At 71.7% G+C, this 17,093-nt stretch carries 11 protein-coding genes and 1 pseudogene; 9 read left to right on the top strand and 3 right to left on the bottom strand.

Features of this window, described 5'->3' with window-relative positions; genetic code table 11:
- Positions 1-166: 166 nt before the first annotated feature.
- The gene (locus WMF28_RS38425) at positions 167-640 is read left to right on the top strand and encodes a MarR family winged helix-turn-helix transcriptional regulator (protein WP_437598581.1); all 474 of its coding nucleotides are present in this window, start codon (positions 167-169) and stop codon (positions 638-640) included.
- A gap of 151 nt (positions 641-791) precedes the next feature.
- On the opposite strand, the pseudogene WMF28_RS38420 reads toward WMF28_RS38425, so the two are convergent.
- From WMF28_RS38420 to WMF28_RS38410, 3 genes and pseudogenes are all read right to left on the bottom strand, one after another.
- Positions 792-1,040, bottom strand: a pseudogene (locus WMF28_RS38420) (DUF1349 domain-containing protein); the annotation flags it as partial.
- A gap of 81 nt (positions 1,041-1,121) precedes the next feature.
- Positions 1,122-2,417, bottom strand: a complete 1,296-nt coding sequence (locus tag WMF28_RS38415) for a c-type cytochrome (protein WP_437598580.1) — start codon at positions 2,415-2,417, stop codon at positions 1,122-1,124.
- Positions 2,418-2,422: 5 nt separating this feature from the next.
- Positions 2,423-3,106: a hypothetical protein gene (locus WMF28_RS38410; RefSeq protein ID WP_437598578.1), complete on the bottom strand. Its 684-nt coding sequence runs from the start codon at positions 3,104-3,106 to the stop codon at positions 2,423-2,425.
- 235 nt (positions 3,107-3,341) lie between these two features.
- On the opposite strand from WMF28_RS38410, the gene WMF28_RS38405 reads away from it, so the two are divergent.
- From WMF28_RS38405 to WMF28_RS38370, 8 genes are all read left to right on the top strand, one after another.
- Complete coding sequence (locus WMF28_RS38405; protein ID WP_437598577.1) at positions 3,342-4,385, top strand: BMP family lipoprotein; 1,044 nt, start codon at positions 3,342-3,344, stop codon at positions 4,383-4,385.
- Between the two features lie 19 nt (positions 4,386-4,404).
- A complete protein-coding gene (locus WMF28_RS38400; RefSeq protein WP_437598576.1) occupies positions 4,405-5,502 on the top strand; it encodes an ABC transporter permease in 1,098 nt (365 codons plus the stop codon).
- A gap of 9 nt (positions 5,503-5,511) precedes the next feature.
- On the top strand, positions 5,512-6,594 hold the full coding sequence (locus WMF28_RS38395; protein WP_437598575.1) for an ABC transporter permease: 1,083 nt from the start codon (positions 5,512-5,514) through the stop codon (positions 6,592-6,594).
- Positions 6,591-8,180, top strand: coding sequence for an ABC transporter ATP-binding protein (locus WMF28_RS38390; protein ID WP_437598574.1), 1,590 nt, complete (start codon positions 6,591-6,593; stop codon positions 8,178-8,180). The genes WMF28_RS38395 and WMF28_RS38390 overlap by 4 nt, the downstream gene beginning before the upstream one ends.
- The gene (locus WMF28_RS38385; protein WP_437598573.1) at positions 8,177-10,129 is read left to right on the top strand and encodes a DUF1585 domain-containing protein; all 1,953 of its coding nucleotides are present in this window, start codon (positions 8,177-8,179) and stop codon (positions 10,127-10,129) included. The genes WMF28_RS38390 and WMF28_RS38385 overlap by 4 nt, the downstream gene beginning before the upstream one ends.
- Positions 10,130-10,140: 11 nt before the next feature.
- On the top strand, positions 10,141-10,836 hold the full coding sequence (locus WMF28_RS38380) for a hypothetical protein (protein ID WP_437598572.1): 696 nt from the start codon (positions 10,141-10,143) through the stop codon (positions 10,834-10,836).
- Positions 10,837-11,285: 449 nt separating this feature from the next.
- A complete protein-coding gene (locus WMF28_RS38375; RefSeq protein WP_437598571.1) occupies positions 11,286-16,001 on the top strand; it encodes a hypothetical protein in 4,716 nt (1,571 codons plus the stop codon).
- The gene (locus tag WMF28_RS38370; protein WP_437598570.1) at positions 15,982-16,641 is read left to right on the top strand and encodes a nucleotidyl transferase AbiEii/AbiGii toxin family protein; all 660 of its coding nucleotides are present in this window, start codon (positions 15,982-15,984) and stop codon (positions 16,639-16,641) included. Before WMF28_RS38375 ends, WMF28_RS38370 begins: the two co-directional genes overlap by 20 nt.
- The last annotated feature ends 452 nt before the right edge of the window (positions 16,642-17,093 follow it).

The raw sequence follows: 17,093 nt of genomic DNA, 5'->3' as shown, positions 1-17,093 counted from the left end.
CGAGGCGCGCCGGCGATCCTCGGCCCGGCCCTCGGGCTCGACCCCGGATAAACGCACTGTTGGTTGCTCAACTATGATTGCACAACCTTGGTTGATGAATAGAGCCGCCGCCCGGGGCTGTCAACGTCATTTGCGCAACCTTGGTTGTGGGGTACAGGCTCCCGCCGTGAAGCCTGCGCGCCCGGACGAGGACCTCGTGCTGCTGTTCGCCGCCATCGCGGCCGCGAACAGCGACGAGGTGATGCGCCGCGTGGACCGGGCCGGTCACGGCGATCTCCGCCCGAGCCATGGATACGTGTTCCAGCACCTCATCCCGGGCCCGGTGAAGGTGAGGGAGCTCGCCGAGCGGCTCGGCATCACGTCGCAGGGCGCCTCCAAAGCGGTGGCGGAGCTGGAGGAGCTCGGCTACGTGCGCCGGCGCGTCGCCGAGGACGACCAGCGCAACCGGCTCGTCGAGCTCACCGATCGCGGGTGGGCCGCGGTCGAGGCGGGGCGCGCCGCGCGGGCCGCGGTGAACAGGCGGCTCCGGGCGCTGCTCGGCGAGGAGCAGGCCGGCGCGCTGCTCGCGTCGCTCCAGCGCGTCGCGGAGCACGCGGGAGGGATGGAGCTCCTGTCCTCACGGCGGCTCCGCCAGCCATAGGCGGCGGTGGCACCCTCCCCGGATGCCGCCCCACCACCTCGCCCAGGTCAACATCGCCTTGCCGCCGGAGCCGCTGGGCTCGGCGCGGCTGGCCGACTTTCAGCCAGCACGACGCCGCGATCCGCACCATGAGCCCCGCCTGGTCGTCCTGGTGCGCGGGCCGGAACCGCACATGGCAGGTCATCACGAAGTCCCCGCCAGCGCGGGTGAAGAGGAACGGCCCATTGTCGGTGCGGAAGCCGCAGCGCGTCCGCCGCCAGCAATCGGTCTTCGCGCAGGGCTCGACCACGAGCACGCTCCGCTCCGGCTCCACCACCCAGCGCGCCGGCGGGTTGCGCCACGTGAGCCGTGGGTCGATCTCGAGCCTGGTAAAGCCCTCTTCCAGAAGGTGCCCTGTCATGACGCCGGCCTCCGCAAGTCGCACATCGTGCGATCCGCGCGTGCGTGGGCGCGTGCCGACAGCCTACGACGGAGCGCGCCGCTACTGCGGGCGCCCCTGCGCGATCCAGGTCTCGACGAGCTGGATCTCCTCCGGACCGAGCGCGGGCAGCCCGAGCGGCATCCCGCGCACCGCAGGATCCGCGCGGCCGGCCTCCTCCGCTTGCCGCGCCAGGAGCGCGGCGACGAGGCGCGGGACGCCGTCCGGCCCGCGGGCGAAGACGCTCCGCCGCTCGCCCTGATCGTCGACGTAGCCCGCCGCGATCCCCTCGTAGGTGGCGAGGTTCAGCCCGCGCGGCTTGAACCCGAATCCGCCCGTGTTCCCGGGCCCGCCGTCGCCGAGCGCATAATCGGGCTCGGAGTGGCAGTGCCTGCACGTGCCGCGAAACACCCTGCGGTCCACCTCGCCGTAGGTCACCCGCCGCGACAGCGGCGGCAGCCTCTCCGGCGCGCTCGCCGGCGCCCGCGGCGAGAGCTGTGCGGTCACGAGGAAGGCCGCGATGTCCCGCGCCTCGGCGGGCGACATCGGCACCTGGGGCATCGGCGTGCCCGGCTTGATCGCCCCGGGATCGAGCACCCACGCGACGAGGTCCGCGGGCTCCACCCGGTCGCGCGCGTGCCGCAGATCCGGCGCCAGGGCGATCGCGGCGCGCGTCTCCTTCTCCATCGCCTTCACCGGCGCGACCGCCGTCAGCCCGGCCGCCCCGGTGAAGGCGTGGCAGGTCCCGCACCCCTTGGCCTCGTAGAGCTCGCGCCCCCGGGCCGCGCTCGCGTTCTCCAGCGGCTCGCGCAGCGGCTCGCGCGGCCGCTCGCGGCGATCGCGCGTGAGGTAGGCCGCGATGTCGCTCGCCTGCTCGGGCCCGATCGCGAGCCGCGGCATCGTCGCGTGCAGGCGCGGGCGGAGGTCGTGCGGCGAGAGCAGGAACCCGCGGATCCAGTCGCGCCGCAGCCGGTCGCCGGCGGCGGCGAGCGACGGGACGTCGCGCAGCTGCACGAGGTTCTCGTTCCACCGCTTCATCGCCGCGGCCGGCGCCTGGAACCGCCCCGCCGCGATGTCCTGATGGCACTGGACGCAGTGGGCGTCGCGCGGCGCGGGCGCCTGCCCGGTCCCGTCGTGGCAGCGGTTGCACTGGTACTCGGCGACGAGCCGCTGCCCGCGCGCCGGGTCGCCGGCCGGCGCCGCGGCGACGGCGGACGCGCCGGCGGCAGCGGCCGCCGCAAGGCCGCCGCTCGCGGACAGCGGCGCGGCGGGCTCGGGCTCCCGCGCGTCCTCGGAGGTGCACGCTGCGGCGCCCGAGGCGAGCGCCACGAGCGCGGCGAGCAGCGGACGGGCGCGCATCGGCGTCAGCTCTGCGGGCGCGGGTCGATCGCGCGGCTCGTTCTACAGAGGGCCGTGTCCTTCGCCATCGCCTCGCACCGGCTGGCCGCCGCGTCGTGCCCCGCGCTGTCCCCGGACAGCGCGCGCAGCCGCGCCAGCGCCGCGTACGCCTCCGGGCTCGCCAGGAGGTCCTTCTCCGCCAGGCCGGCGAGCAGCTGCAGCGCCTCGCCGCGGTGCTCCGGCGCCCTGGCGAGCGCCTCGCCCAGGTCGGTCTGGAGCGCGGGCTCGTTCTTCCGCTGCTCGTTCAGCCGGCGCAGCGCGCGGATCGACCAGTCGACGTTCGCCTTGCGCTCCTCGGCCGACGCCCCGCCCCACGTCTCGAGCAGCTCGCGCGGCACCTCCGCGCGGACCTTCAGCGCTCCGTCCGCGCGCGCCGTGGCCACGGCGAGGACGCGGAAGGCCCGGTTGAGCAGCGGGTCCCTGTCGTGGGAGATCCGCCGGATCTCGGGGAACATCCGGATCACGCTCCCCGCGGCCGCCGCGACCCGGCCGTCGCGCAGCGCCTGCTCGGCCTGGGCGACCCCCATCACCCGGTGATCGATCGCGGGCATGATCTCCTCACCACCGCAGGCCGACGCGTCCCCCGAAGGGACGAGGGCGGACGCGATGAGCGCACAAAAAAGCGTGAGTCGAACGGCGGGACCATTCATGGAAGGACCTCCTCGGGCAGGCTGCGTCGGCGCGCCCCGTCGCATGTCGGGCGCCGCCGATCGGCTGTGACAACGCCCCGTAAAAAAAAGTTGCTCCTCGATCGCGCCATCTTTTGCGCACATCGGCTCGGCCCGCCGGGTCGATGTGCGCAAAGGTGCGCGCATGAGCTCGATCGCCGGGTTGCCTTGGTGCGCTGCCCGGTGTCCAATGCGGCCTTCCACAAGGAGATCCCGCATGTTGAAGAAGCGGCGCCTCGCGATCGCGGTCCTGCTGGCCCTCGCCAGCGCGCTCCCGGCGTGCACCCGCAGCAAGAGGGCGGACTGCGCGAGCCCCGAGGTGTTCTGCGTGGGCCTCGTCACCGACATGGGCAAGATCGACGACAAGTCGTTCAACCAGTCGGCCTGGGAGGCGATCCAGCGGGCGCAGAAGGAGCTCGGCGCCACGACGCAGTACATCGAGACGACGGATCCGAAGGATTACCCAAAGAACATCGGGACCTTCGCCGAGGAGCGGTACGACGTTGTCGTCACGTCGGGCTTCGGGCTCACGGAGGCGACGCACGCCGCGGCCGATCAGTTCAAGGGCGTGAAGTTCATCGGCATCGACCAGTTCCAGGCGACCTCCAAGCCGAACGTCGTGGGCCTGGTCTTCCCGGAGGACCACGGCGGCTTCCTCGTCGGCGCGCTGGCCGCGATGATGACAAAGTCGGGGAAGATCGGCGCCGTGCTCGCCACCGACGCCGTCCCGCCCGTCTATCGCTTCGGCGAGGGCTTCCGCGCCGGGGCGCGCCACGTCAAGCCGGACATCGAACTCAGCGTCGTCTACCACAACGACGTTGGCTTCGATAAGACATTTACCGATCCCGAGTGGGGGAAGACGACCGCCGTCTCGATGATCGACAAGGGCGTCGACATCGTCTTCGGCGGCGGCGGCAAGACGGGCAACGGCGCGCTGCTCGGCGCGGCCACGAAGGGCGTCTACGCCATCGGCGTCGACACAGATCAGTACTACACGGTGCCCGAGGCCCAGAAGGTCCTGCTCTCCAGCGCCGTCAAGCTCATCGCCGAGGGCACCTTCGACCTCATCAAGATGGCCAAGGAGGGCAAGCTGCCGGCCGGGAACTTCGAGGGCAAATCGGGGTACGCGCCGTATCACGATCTCGACGGCAAGGTCCCGGCCGAGGTGAAGGCGAAGATGGAGGAGCTCCGGAGAGGGCTCCTCGACGGGACGCTCAAGACGACGGTGCCGCCCACCAAGGACGCCAAGGGGCAACCGTGATCGCCCCGAGCTGCCGAGGATGCGAGACAAGCTGACCCGGCTGTTCGCGCCGCTGCTCCTGCCGGCCCTCTCGGTGTTCACCGCGATGGTCCTGGGCGGCGTCCTCATCGCCCTCGCCGGGGGCAACCCGCTCGAGGCCTACGCCGGCATGCTCGAGGGCGCGTTCGGGTCGCCGCGGGCGGTGAGCGAGACGCTCGTGTGGGCGACGCCGTATATCCTGGCCGGCCTGTCGGTCTCGCTGGCCTTCCGAGGGGGCCTGTTCAACATCGGGGCCGAGGGGCAGCTCGCGTTCGGGGCGCTGTCCGCCGCCTGGGCCGGCCACTGGCTGCCGCGGCTCGTCGGCGGCGGCCTGCCCGCGGCGCTGCACGTCCCGCTGACGTTGCTCCTCGGCGCGCTGGCCGGCGGGCTGTGGGCCGCGGTGCCCGGGTGGATCAAGGCGCGCGCCGGCGGACACGAGGTGATCAGCACGATCATGCTCAACTACGTCGCCCTCAACGTGGTCAGCTTCCTGCTGAACGGCCCGATGAAGGATCCCACGGCGGCCAACGTGCTGTCCCGCACGCCCCTCATCGACGAGAGCGCGCGCGTCCCCGCGCTCGTCGACGGCCTCCGGCTTCACTGGGGCTTCCCGCTCGCCCTGCTCGCGGCGGCGCTCGTGGGCTGGGTGCTGCAGCGGACGGCCTTCGGCTTCGAGATCCGCACCGCCGGGCAGAGCCCGGACGCCGCGCGCTACGCCGGCGTGCGGGTCGGCCGCACCGTGATCGTGACCATGGCGCTCTCGGGCGGCCTCGCCGGGGTGGCGGGCGCGATCGAGGTGAGCGCGCTGCACCACCGGCACGAGCTCGGGTTCTCGCAGGGCTACGGCTTCGACGCGATCGCCATCGCCCTCCTCGGCAAGGCGCACCCCGGCGGGACGGTGCTCGCCGCCCTCCTGTTCAGCGCGATGCGCAGCGGCGCGACCCGGATGCAGTACCTCACGCAGGTCCCCATCGACGTGATCTCGGTCATCCAGGCGCTGATCCTGCTCTTCGTCGCGGCGGACACCCTGGTCCGCCGCATCTACCGGATCCGCGCCCGCGGCGAGCGGCTCGTGCTCACGCGCGGGTGGGGCGGCTAGAGGGCGAAGATGGTCTATCGACGCTACGCATTCATCGCGGTGGTCGTCAGCGTGCTGGTCCTCGTCGTTGTGCTCGTCGGCGCGTCGCAGGTGCCGCCCCTGACGATCGTGGCCAGCATGGCGGCCACGACCCTCGCCGTGGCCACGCCGCTCACCCTCGGGGCGCTCTCGGGCGTCTTCTGCGAGCGCTCCGGCGTCGTGAACCTCGGCATCGAGGGGATGATGCTCGCGGCGGCGTTCTCGGGCTGGTTCGGGTCGATCTACGCGAGCGTGGTCCTGGGCTTCCCGCCGCTGCCGAGCCTGCTGCTCGGCGTCGTGATCGCGGTCGCGACAGGCGCGCTGCTGGGCCTCTTGCTCGCCGCGCTGGCTGTGACCTTCTCCGTGGACCAGATCCTCGCGGGGACGGTGATCAACTTGCTGGCCGTCGGGCTCACCGGCTTCTTCAACCGACAGCTCTTCTTCGGGCCCGCGAGCGCGTTCGGCGGCCAGGTGCCCCACGCGCCCGGCGTCCTGCCGCGCCTCCACGTCCCGCTCCTCGCGGACATCCCGGTCGTCGGCCCCGTGTTCGAGCAGCAGCCGATCGCCGTCGCCGCCGTCGTGCTCGTCGGGCTCACGCACCTCGTGCTGTTCCGCACGCGGTGGGGCCTGCGCGCGCGCGCCGTGGGCGAGCACCCGCGCGCCGCCGCCACGGTCGGGATCGACGTGGTCCGCGTGCGCTACGTGAACGTCGTCATCGGCGGCGCGATCGCGGGGCTCGGGGGGGCATATTTCACGCTGGAGTCGGTGCCGTCCTTCGAGCCGATGATGACGAACGGGCGCGGCTTCATCTCCCTCGCGGCGATGATCTTCGGCGACTGGACGCCCTTCGGCTCGTGGGCCGCGGCGCTCGTCTTCGGCGCGGCGCAGGCGTTCCAGATCAACCTCCAGCTCTTCCGCGACCAGATCCCGCCGTCGTGGTCCTTCCTGCAGCAGTCGTCGGTCGTCGGGCTTGTGCCGTATCTCTTGACGCTGCTCATCCTCACCGGCGTCATCGGCAAGACCACGCCGCCGGCCGCCGACGGCCAGCCCTACGAGCCGGAGGGGCGGCGGTGAAGGCCGTCCTCGAGGCCAAGGGGATCACGAAGCGGTTCTCCGGCGTCCTGGCGAACGACCGGGTGGATCTCGACCTCCGGGAGGGCGAGATCCACGCGCTGCTCGGGGAGAACGGGGCCGGCAAATCGACCCTGATGAACATCCTTTACGGGCTGGTGCGCCCGGACGAGGGGGAGCTCCGCCGGAGCGGGCGCCCCGTCTCGCTGCGGTCGCCGAGCGACGCGATCGCGCTCGGGATCGGCATGGTGCACCAGCATTTCATGCTCATCCCGGTGTTCACGGTCGCCGAGAACATCGTGCTCGGCGCCGAGCCGTTGCGCCGCGGCCTGCTCGACCGCGGGCGGGCGAGCGCCGAGGTCCGCGGGCTCTCGGCGCGCTACGGGCTCGACGTCGACCCGGACGCCCGCGTGGAGGACCTCCCGGTCGGCGTGCAGCAGCGCGCCGAGATCCTCAAGGCGCTTTACCGCAAGGCGGAGATCCTGATCCTCGACGAGCCCACGGCCGTGCTCACGCCGCAGGAGGCCGAGGAGCTGTTCCGCGTGCTGCGGGGCCTGACGGCGCGGGGCGTGTCGGTCCTGTTCATCACGCACAAGCTCCGGGAGGTGCTCGCGGTCGCCGACCGGGTGACGGTCATGCGCGCGGGCAAGGTCGTGGGCGCCGCGATCCCGGCCGAGACCGACGAGCGCGGCCTGGCGGCGATGATGGTCGGCCGCGAGGTGGTGCTCCAGGTGAGCAAGGCCCCGGCGCGCCCCAAGGCGGTCGTGCTCGAGGTCGAGCGCCTCGGCGTCGCGGGCCGCCGCGGGTCGGGCGGCGACGCGGTCCGCGAGGTGAGCTTCTCGGTGCGCGCCGGCGAGATCCTCGGGATCGCCGGCGTGCAGGGCAACGGCCAGACCGAGCTCGTCGAGGCGGTCACGGGCCTCTCGCCGGCGCGCGACGGGCGCGTGCTCCTCCGCGGCCGCGACGTCACCGGCGCGCTGCCCCGCGCCCTCATCGAGCGCGGCGTCTCGCACGTGCCCGAGGACCGCCAGCGCCACGGGCTCGTGCTCTCGTACTCGATCGCGGACAACCTCGTGCTCTGCACCTACGACAGGGCCCCGTTCGCCGTGCGCGGCGTGCTCCGCGACGACGCCCGCGAGGAGAACGCGCGGCGGTTGATCAAGACCTATGACATCCGCGCGCCCGGCCCGGGGACGCCTGTCTCGGCGCTCTCGGGCGGCAACCAGCAGAAGGTGATCCTCGCCCGCGAGCTGAGCCGCCCCGTGGAGCTGCTCGTGGCCAGCCAGCCGACGCGGGGGGTGGACGTGGGGTCGATCGAGCACATCCACCGCGAGATCGTGGCGGCGCGCGACGCGGGGGCGGCGGTGCTGCTCGTGTCGGCGGAGCTCGACGAGATCCTGGCGCTGTCGGACCGGATCGCGGTCATGTACCGGGGCGGGATCGTGGCGACGCGGGACGCGGGCGCTGTCTCGCGGACCGAGCTCGGGATGCTGATGGCCGGGGTGCTCCCCGGCGAGGCGGCGCCGGCGCCCGGCGCCGGCGAGGAGGCGACGCCGGCGAGCGCTGCGGGCGGGGCGGAGGAGGGATGAGGGGGCTCGGCGCGCTTGCCGGGGCGGCGCTGCTCGCGGCGGCGGCGGCGGCCTCGTTCGCGCCGCCTTCCGCCGCCGCGGGGGGCGCCGCGCCGACGCTGGAGCAGTACCGGTACTACCGCGCGCTCTCGCTCGACCTGAAGGGGCGGCTCCCGACGCGCGAGGAGCTCGCGGAGCTCGAGTCGCCGGGCTTCGACCTCGACGCCTGGATCGAGCGCCACCTCGACGGCCCGGGCTACGTCGAGCGGCTCACGCGCCTCTACATGGATGTCCTGCGGCTGGAGCTCGGCCCGGTGGGGCTGTTCGCGCCGCCGGAGACGACGCTCCGCCGGGCCGAGGTGCTCGGCCCGGACGGCGAGCGGCTCTACGTCTATTTCCGCTACAACCAGCGCCGCCTGCTCCCGCTGATCGACGGCGACCTCTGCTTCTCCGAGGCCGAGAGCGGGCTCCGCGGGAGCTTCGCCGGCTTCACGGGGACGCCCAGACCCATCTCCCAGCGGCTGCTCGACGAGCGGACCACGGTCGTGCGCCCGTTCTGGCTTTACCGCGATTACCTCTCGGTCGTGCCGACGCAGCGTTACGGCGCCGGATGGAATGCCCCTGACAGCGCCTATGTCCCGCTGCCGCAGCTCCTTGTCGAGCCCGACGGCAAGACGCCGACGGTCGAGGTCCGGGTCTGCAAGGAAGAGGCGCAGACCGCCGAGGTCGGCCGCATCTACGCGAGCGACATCCCCCCGTTGCCCAAGGGGGCTCCGCTGCCTCCGGGGCGCGCGCGCCCGCCGGTGCCCGAGGATCGCTATGCCAGGGAGCACCGGGGCGAGCCGATCTCGTGCCGGAGCGCGCTCGCCTTCGCGATGAGCGTCGACTGCGGCTGCGGCATCGGCCTCGAGCACTGCCTGCCGGGCGACAACTCCGGCAGGGATCCGCGCGCCTTCGCGCTGCCGGCCCATGTCCCGCTCGGCATCGAGGCCCCGATCGGCGCCGCGCCGCACACCGCCTCCGGCTGGAACAGGTTCTGGTGGTCGCAGGAGGCGATTCACCTCATGCAGCACGTCTTCCGGGCCGACCGCGACTTCCGGGAGATCCTCACCGGGCGTTACACGTTCATCAACGGGCCGCTCGCGCAGTTCTATCGATCGAGCGCGCCCGCGGCGTGCTGCGGGCTGCACAGGTCCTATGGAATGCGCGAGGACGAGGCGCCCCTGTTCTTGCCGGGCGCGGTGCCGCCGGTCGTCGCGCCGCACGACGTCTCCGACTGGACGTTCATCCCCGATCGCGGGCCGCGCGCGGCGGGGATCGTCACGACGCCTGTGTTCCTCACGAAGTATGCCTCGCGCCGCGCGCGCGCGGCCGCGCTCTACAGCGCGTTCCTGTGCAAGAGCTTCGCGGCCGAGCACGCGGAGCTCCCGCCGTCGGACGAGCCCGATCTCATGGTCCGGCCGGGCTGCTCCAGCTGTCATGCGACGCTGGAGCCGCTCGCGGCGTATTTCACGCGGGTGGAGGAGACGACGTGGACCTATCTCCCCGCCTCCCGGTTCCCGATCGAGAACCCTGTTTGCAAGCTGAACGCCGAGGGCAAGACGGGCCAGTCGTGCCAGCGCTTCTACGACCCTGATTTCTCGAGCCGGGAGCGCGGCGTGCTCCGGGGCGCCTATGCCGCGCCGGCTCACGCCGAGCGCGGCCCGGCCGGCGCTGCGGCCGATCTCACGCGCATGCCGGGGTTCGCGTCGTGCGCCGTCGAGCGCGTCACCGAGTCGTTCCTCGGGCGGCCGCTGCGCGACGAGGACGGGGCCCTGCTCCGCGCGCTGCGCGAGCGGTTCGTGTCGCGCGGCTACCGGATGCGGCCTCTGGTCGAGGCGATCGTCCGCTCGCCGGCCTATGCGCGCGCGAGCAACGTGCGGCCTGCGCTCGAGCGCGGCGGCGCCGAGCGCGGCGGGGGCGCGCGGTGATGCGAGGCCGGGTGAGGGCCTTCGCCCTTGCCGGGGTGGCCGCGGTGGCGGGCGCGTGCGCCCCGCCGGAGGCGGTCGCGCCGCGGCCTGCCGCGCCGCTCCGGGAGACGGGGCGCGTCGCGCAGAGCCGTGACCCGAAGCAGGATTTGCGGCTCATCCCGGCCGAGGCGTACCTGAGGACGTATCTCCGGCTCTTCGGCGGCCTGTCGCCGGCCGAGGTCGAGCGCCGCGCGCGGGGGGACGACAGGTCGGCGCTCTTCGACACCTGGGAAGACTACCTCACGGCGCTCGGGCTCCCCGATCACGGCCTGGATCTCCCGCGCGGCGCGCAGACGAACGCGCTCATGATGGCGGCGTTCGAGCGGCTCGGGATCGCGCTCTGCGACCGCGCCCTGGAGCACGACCTCAAGGCGAGCGCGCCGGTCCCGGTCGAGCGCCGGCTCATCTTCGCCTTCGACCTCCCCGCGCAGGACCTCGACGCGGCGGCCTTCGCCCCGCGCTTCGACGTGCTGCACCGGACGTTCCTGAGCTATCCGGCGCGCCTGGCGCCGCCGGACCGGGAGGCGAGGTTCTTCGCGCTCTACGAGGGCACGGTCTCGCGGCACCGCGCGAAGGGCGCGCCGAAGTCGCGGTTCTCGCCGGGCGAGGCGGGGTGGGCCGCGGTGTGTTACGGGCTCGTGCGGCACCCGGAGTTTCACCTGTATTGACGCCCGGCTGGCACGAGGGCGCGCCGCGGGCTCTCCTGTCGTCCTCGACGTCCAGCTCGATCTCCAGCAGCGCGCCCGCTCCCTCTGGCATGGCAGGGACGGAAACTCCGCTGGGTCGGCAGAGCGCGCTGGGCGCCTGCTCGGCCAGGGTCGTGAGCACGACGCGACGCTCTCGCGAGCGTCGACCTCGACCACCGAGCCGCTCGCGCCCGGCGCCGAGACAGCGCGCGGCGTCGAAGCGGCTCGGGCCGGCTTGCGCACGGGGGGCATCGAGGGGCATGTTGCTCACGAGAGGCATGGACTGGAGCCGGTTCGACGCGCACGGGGAGGACAAGGCCGAGGCCTTCGAGGCCTTCGCCGGCCAGCTCTTCGAGCGCTGGTGCCGGAAGGAGTACGCGGGTGAGCTCCGGGAGGTCCGGATCCCCGACGGGCGGGGGGGCGATGGCGGCGTGGACGCGTACGCCGTGCTGGCGTCCGGGAAGATCGTAGGCCTGCAGGCGAAGTGTTTTTCCGGACGTCTCGATCGAAACCGGATCGATCAGATTCACGACTCCTTTCAGCGGGCGCTCAAGGTACGCCCGGACCTTGTGCGCTACTGTGTCGCCATGCCCCGTGCTCTGACCGACGATCGCGGAGGCAAGGAGGAGACAGAACGGGCGCGGTGGAGCGGCTGGATCGCCAAGGCGACCGCGATTGCGCCGAACGTTGAAGTCGCTCTGTGGGACAAGACAAAGCTCGAGGAGCTGCTCAGCGAGAGCGAAAACGAGGGGCTGCACGCGTACTGGTTCACCGACAGCGTCCTCACACTGAAGGACCTGACCTGGCGCTTCGATGCTGCCGGCCGTGGTTGGCTCAACGTGCGCTACGATCCGGACCTGCACGCAACTGGTTGGCTGGAGGAAGATCTCGCGCTTCGTTTGGGGGAGCCCGATGCGCGCGCGAAGATCCTCCGTCATGTGAAGGAGGCAACGACCAAGCTGGAGGCGCTTCGCGAGGACGTGGCTCGCCTGGAGCGGTTGTCGACTTTCCGGCGCGACGTCCCCGACGCGGAGCAGCTCCGCGGGGCAGCCCTCGGCGCCTTGGACCGCATGGTCGATGCGGGTAAGGCGCTGGCGGACGCGCTCTATCACGCCACACCCCTCCCGGAGGACATGGAGCCGAGCGAGCACGACGAGGAGCATCTCCGGCGGCTCGCCACGGTGCTCGACGATCTCGAACGCGACCGCTTCCACATCCCCACGCGCGGCATCCGCGAGCGCCTGGAGCGCTGCGTGGACGAGATAGGGTATCCATCCTCGCTACTTCGCGCCGCATGGGCACGCTGGCGCGGAGCGCGGCTCCTCGGCGCCTACGTCGGTGCGCCGGGCGTCGGGAAGACCCATGGCCTCGCGCATGCGGTCGAGCAGCGGCTGAGCCGCGGTATGCCGGCGGTGATCCTCCGCGCCAGGGCTTGCCCTGTTGAGGAAGGGTGGGAGGTGATCCTTCGTAAGGCGCTGGATCAACCGTGCTCCCGGCTCTCCGAGATCCTGAATGCGATGGAAGCAACGGCGACGCGCGCGGATGTGCGACGGGCGCGGAGGTCGGTGCAAACCCCGTATGACGCCGCTGACGTCCGGGGTTCGGTCCAACCGTCCAGCTCCGCGTCGGGCCACGATGACGTGGTGGAGCCCGAGCCGGTCTGCTTTCTGCTCGCGATCGACGGTCTGGAGGAGTCGGGGAAGCACCGCCGCTGGGCCGAGCGGCTCGGCGAGCTCTCGACGCACCTCGAGCGCCATCCGCGCCTGCGGGTCGCGGTCACCCTGCGAACGGCCAGCCGCGAGGCGATCCTGGGTCGTCTACGCGTCGACCTCTTCCACGAGATCGCGCTCCCCACGGGCGGCGAGGTCGAGACGCTGCTGCGGGAGACCTGTCGAGCGATGAAGATAGCGCTCCCGGACAGGCGAGTTCGGTGGGCGATCCGGGAGCCCCTGAGCGTGCGGCTCTACTGCGAGCTCCGCCGCCGGATGCCAGCGCACCCAGCAGCCTGGGGCTCTCGTCCCCAGGACGTGTCCCTCACGGCGCTGCTCGGCGAGAAGCTTCGGCGCATCGAAGAAGAGCTGCAAGACAAGCGCGGGTGGAGCCGGCGCGTTCCCCTGCGAGAGGCGCTCACGGCGCTCGCCGAGGCCAGCATGGGGCGCGGTGCCATGAGCCGTGACGACGCTGTCGCAGCGGTTTACGCAGCGGTCCCGCCGGCGCAGGGGCTCTCGATCATCGACGCCCACTGGCTGCTCGATCAGGCCAAGGAGCACGGCCTCGTGACCGAGTGGGCGGCCGAGTCGGGCGATCTCCTTCCGCCGGTCCAGCATATCGAGCTGGCGTTCGAGCCCCTCGTGGACCACCTGATCGCCCGCCGCGCATGCGACGCGGCGCAGGACGCGCTGGCGCGAGGCGAGACGCCGCCGCTCCCCGAAGTGCTGCGGGATCGGCGCGACGCCTTGACGCAGGCGGCGATCCTGCTCGCGCAGAAGGGCATCAGCCTGGTTCGCTCGGGCCTCTGGCGCGATCAGCTGCCGCGCGAGGAGATCGAGCGCCTGGAGTTGCGGGCTATCGCCGCGGTGGATGACGGCGCGGCCCGCACCTACCACGGATGGGTGCTCGAGCGGCTGCGGGCCAGCATGCCCTCGTGCCGGCGGGTGCTGGTCGAGCTCTGCGTGCCGGTGGCTCGGGACGTGACGCACCCTTTTGGCCCCCGCTTCGTCCATGAGGCGCTTTTGCCGCTCTTGCCGGCGAGGCGTGACCAGTTCTGGTCGGGTCCGCGGCATCTGCCCGGAGACAGCGGGCAGCCATGGGAGGGGAGCGGCGATCGGGCCTTGGAGGAGCTCACGCTCGAGGAAGACGACCCGGCGGACGGTCCGCCGCTGCTCCTCGCCTGGGCGCTCACGTCGGTGGTCACGGCCTGGCGCAGAAGCCTCCGCGCCGAGCTGGCGCGTTGGGCCTCGAGAGAGCTCGGCGAGCTCATCCGGTGGCTGGATCTGGTGATTCGCACGAATGATCCTCAAATGGCCGAGGACGTCTCGATGGTGGCCTTTGGGGCCGCCTGCCTGACCGGCGCTGATCCGAGCCTGGCGCGGCTCGTCGGGTGGGTCGACCAGCACTGGCTCGCCCCGGACGCCTCACATCGCCGCGACGACCTCGCGGTGCTTCATGCAGCGCGCGGCATCGTCGAGCGCGCGCGCGCCGTGGGCGTCGTCGTGGATCCTGTCATCCTCGAGCGCGCGCGTCGGTTCTATGCGCCGACCGGGGAAACGCTCCCCATTGACGTCGAGGCCGCACGAGCGGCGAGCGACCATCACGGGGTGGAGCCCGTCTCGACGAGATTCGCCTGGTACGTCGTGCCTCCGGCGATCGATCCGTTCTTCCGGTATCGGGGCACGAGCGATCTTCACATGTGGTCGCCGGAGCAAGCAGCGCGCCTTGACCCGCGCGCCTCCCAAATCCTGCGCGCGCATGCGGAGCAGGCGGAGCTCCCCGCGCTCTCTCCGCTTCGGTTCGCGTTCGGCGCGCTCGTGGCACACCTGCGCGCGGTGGGTTGGAACGAGGCTGAGTTCTACGGTGACTCGCGTGACGAGGGGCCGGTCGCGACCATCGGGATGGATGTGGCGATCGCGCGGTACCACGGCGATGCCAGGGTACGTGCGGAGGTGAGCCCGGTGTGTACGGTGGCCGAGAAGTACATCAGGACCGGCTGCCGTCAGCTGCAAGCGTATCTCGCGGCGCGCGCGCCTGCGGACGTGCTCGGCGGGACCAACGGGTTGATCGAGCCGCCCGTGGATCCAGTGCTCATCGACCTGCTCGATCCCAATCCGTCGAGCGACGCCGCCCTGCAGTCCTCCAGCGATGACGTGCCATGGATGTTCTGGGCGGATGACGGCCTGGTCTCCCCGTGCGCTCTAGGCTCCCAGGACCAAGCGGATCGAGCCATTGAGTGGGTGAGTACGGCCCCGCCTCCCGTGATCGAGCCGTGGCTTCGCATTCCGAGAGGCGCGGCCCCGCGCCTTGGACGGGACGAGGAAGACGAGTGGATCACCCTCTGGGGAGAAGTTCGCGCACGTGAGCGGGAAAGTCAGGCCGACTCCACCCTATGGATCGGATCCGCCGTGGCGGCAGAGCGCGACACCGGGTTGCTCGCGGCTCATGCGCGCTTCGTGGACACATCGACTCTCGTTCGCCTGTGCCAGGATGACGAGTCGGGATGTCATGGTGTCGATCCTGCGGAGGCCATGTGGGCTCCCTGGGCGGAAGAACGCATCGGAACGTACCAGATCCCGGTGAGCGGTCGAACGGTCGAGCTCATGAGCGCCTCCGTTGAGGCCGGCTACCATGGGCCTCGCGGCATCGGGAGGTCCTGCAGGCTCCCGGCCGGATGGCTCCGCAGCCTCCTCGGCCTCGTCGGCGCCAAGTCCCTCGGAGGAGGAGCGAACTGGTGCTTCATGGATCGCGAAGGGCGGGCACAGGCCATTTATTCTCATCATTCCACGGAACAAATCACGTGGCAGAAGGCGCTGGTGGTCAGGCGCCGCGCCCTTGAGCGAGCGCTGGACGCCCGGAGTCAACGCCTCGTCTGGAGCGTCAGGCTGTTCCGTGAGCCCGCCCCCGGGATCATCGACCATCTCTCGAGGGACGCGCCATCTGCGCTTCGCTACTGGCTCTGGCTCGCGGTCATGCGCGGATGGAGCGGCAGCGACCTGAACATCGACATCGTACCCTTGCCCGGTTCAGGCAGCGTCATCGGGGCCGACGAGCCCGAACCTGCAAGCCCATCAGCCCCGGATCGATGCCGCCCTTCCGAGGCTCCGACGGGTCCCGGCAACCCGGAGCTGGCCACACCGCTCTCCAGCGATCTCGATGACGATCAGGCCATCCCGTATTTCCTCTGGGACGATCCCATCCCCGTCGGCGAGGTTCGACGTCGGCTGAGCAGCGCCTCACCGCCCGAGCGCGACCGTCTGCTGGGCAAGATCCTGCGCGAAGCCCAGGACCCGGACGTCTGGCGCTTCACCACACCCGAAGAGGTCGCAGCGCGGTTCAGCCAGCTGTCCCGGCATCTCGGGCGACGCAGGCGCTTCTGGGAGTTTCTGCTGAAGCTATGGCACAAGGAGGGTCTACTTGAGCAAGAGCCTGCTTAGCCCGCTGCAGGAGGAGGTGCTTGCGGCCTTCTTCCGTCGCGAACGCCGGTTCTTCGTGACGGGGGGCGCGGCGCTCGCCGGCTTTCACCTCCATCACCGGCGAACGGCGGATCTGGATCTCTTCACGACCTCGGTAGATCTCGATCATGCAGATGAGGCGCTGCGAGCGGTTGCGCAGGAGATCGGCGGTGCGATCGAGAACAAGGAGACAGCGCCCAGTTTTCGCCGCCGCCTGGTGAAGCGGGGCAAGGACCGGGTCATGGTCGATCTGGTCGTCGATCGCGCCTTCCAGGCCTACCCGGAGAAGCGCCTCTTCGGCGACATCCGGGTCGATCCGCCGGAGGAGATCTTCGCGAACAAGCTGTGCACGCTGCTATCCCGCTCGGAGATCCGCGATCTGGTCGACGTGTATGCGCTGGAGCGTGCCGGCTACAAACTGGAGGACGCGCTGCCGCTCGCCAAGCAAAAGGACGGCGGTGTGACGCCTGCTTCACTGGCATGGATCCTGTCGGAGATCGAGATCGGCGATGATGCCTCCATCCCGGGCGACATCCCGGTCCCGGAGCTGCGGGCCTTCCTCCAGGATCTCATCTCTCGTCTGGGGCGCTTGGCCTACCCCACGCGGAGCGACGACGCCTGAGGAGCCTGTCGAGCGGCCCGTGGCTGGGGAGGCCGGATGTGCCGGCACCCGCGGTCCGCCGGACGCGGTGGCGCGGCATCAAGCGAAGGGGGACACCAGCGCACCTTCGAGCTCGCCAGCCGCCCGGGAAGTTCCGGGGAACACGCCCAGCAGCCCCGGGAACGTGTCCAGCAGCGCCGAGGAGCGTGCCCAGCAGCTCCGGGAACGTGTCCAGCAGCGCCGAGGAGCGTGCCCAGCAGCCCCGGGAACGTGTCCAGCAGCGCCGAGGAGCGTGCCCAGCAGCTCCGGGAACGTGTCCAGCAGCGCCGAGGAGCGCGCCCAGCAGCTCCGGGAACGTGTCCAGCAGCGCCGAGGAGCGTGCCCAGCGACCGCTGGCACGCGCGCCCGAGCCGCTGGCGGGCGTCCGGGATGGGCTGGCATGCTCCCGAACGCTGCTGGGCGCGCTGGCCGGC

The organism is Sorangium sp. So ce590, from assembly GCF_051521365.1.
Classification (GTDB): domain Bacteria; phylum Myxococcota_A; class Polyangia; order Polyangiales; family Polyangiaceae; genus Sorangium.
Note: the sequence above shows the minus strand (reverse complement) of the source record. Positions and strands in the feature narration are given on the sequence as shown.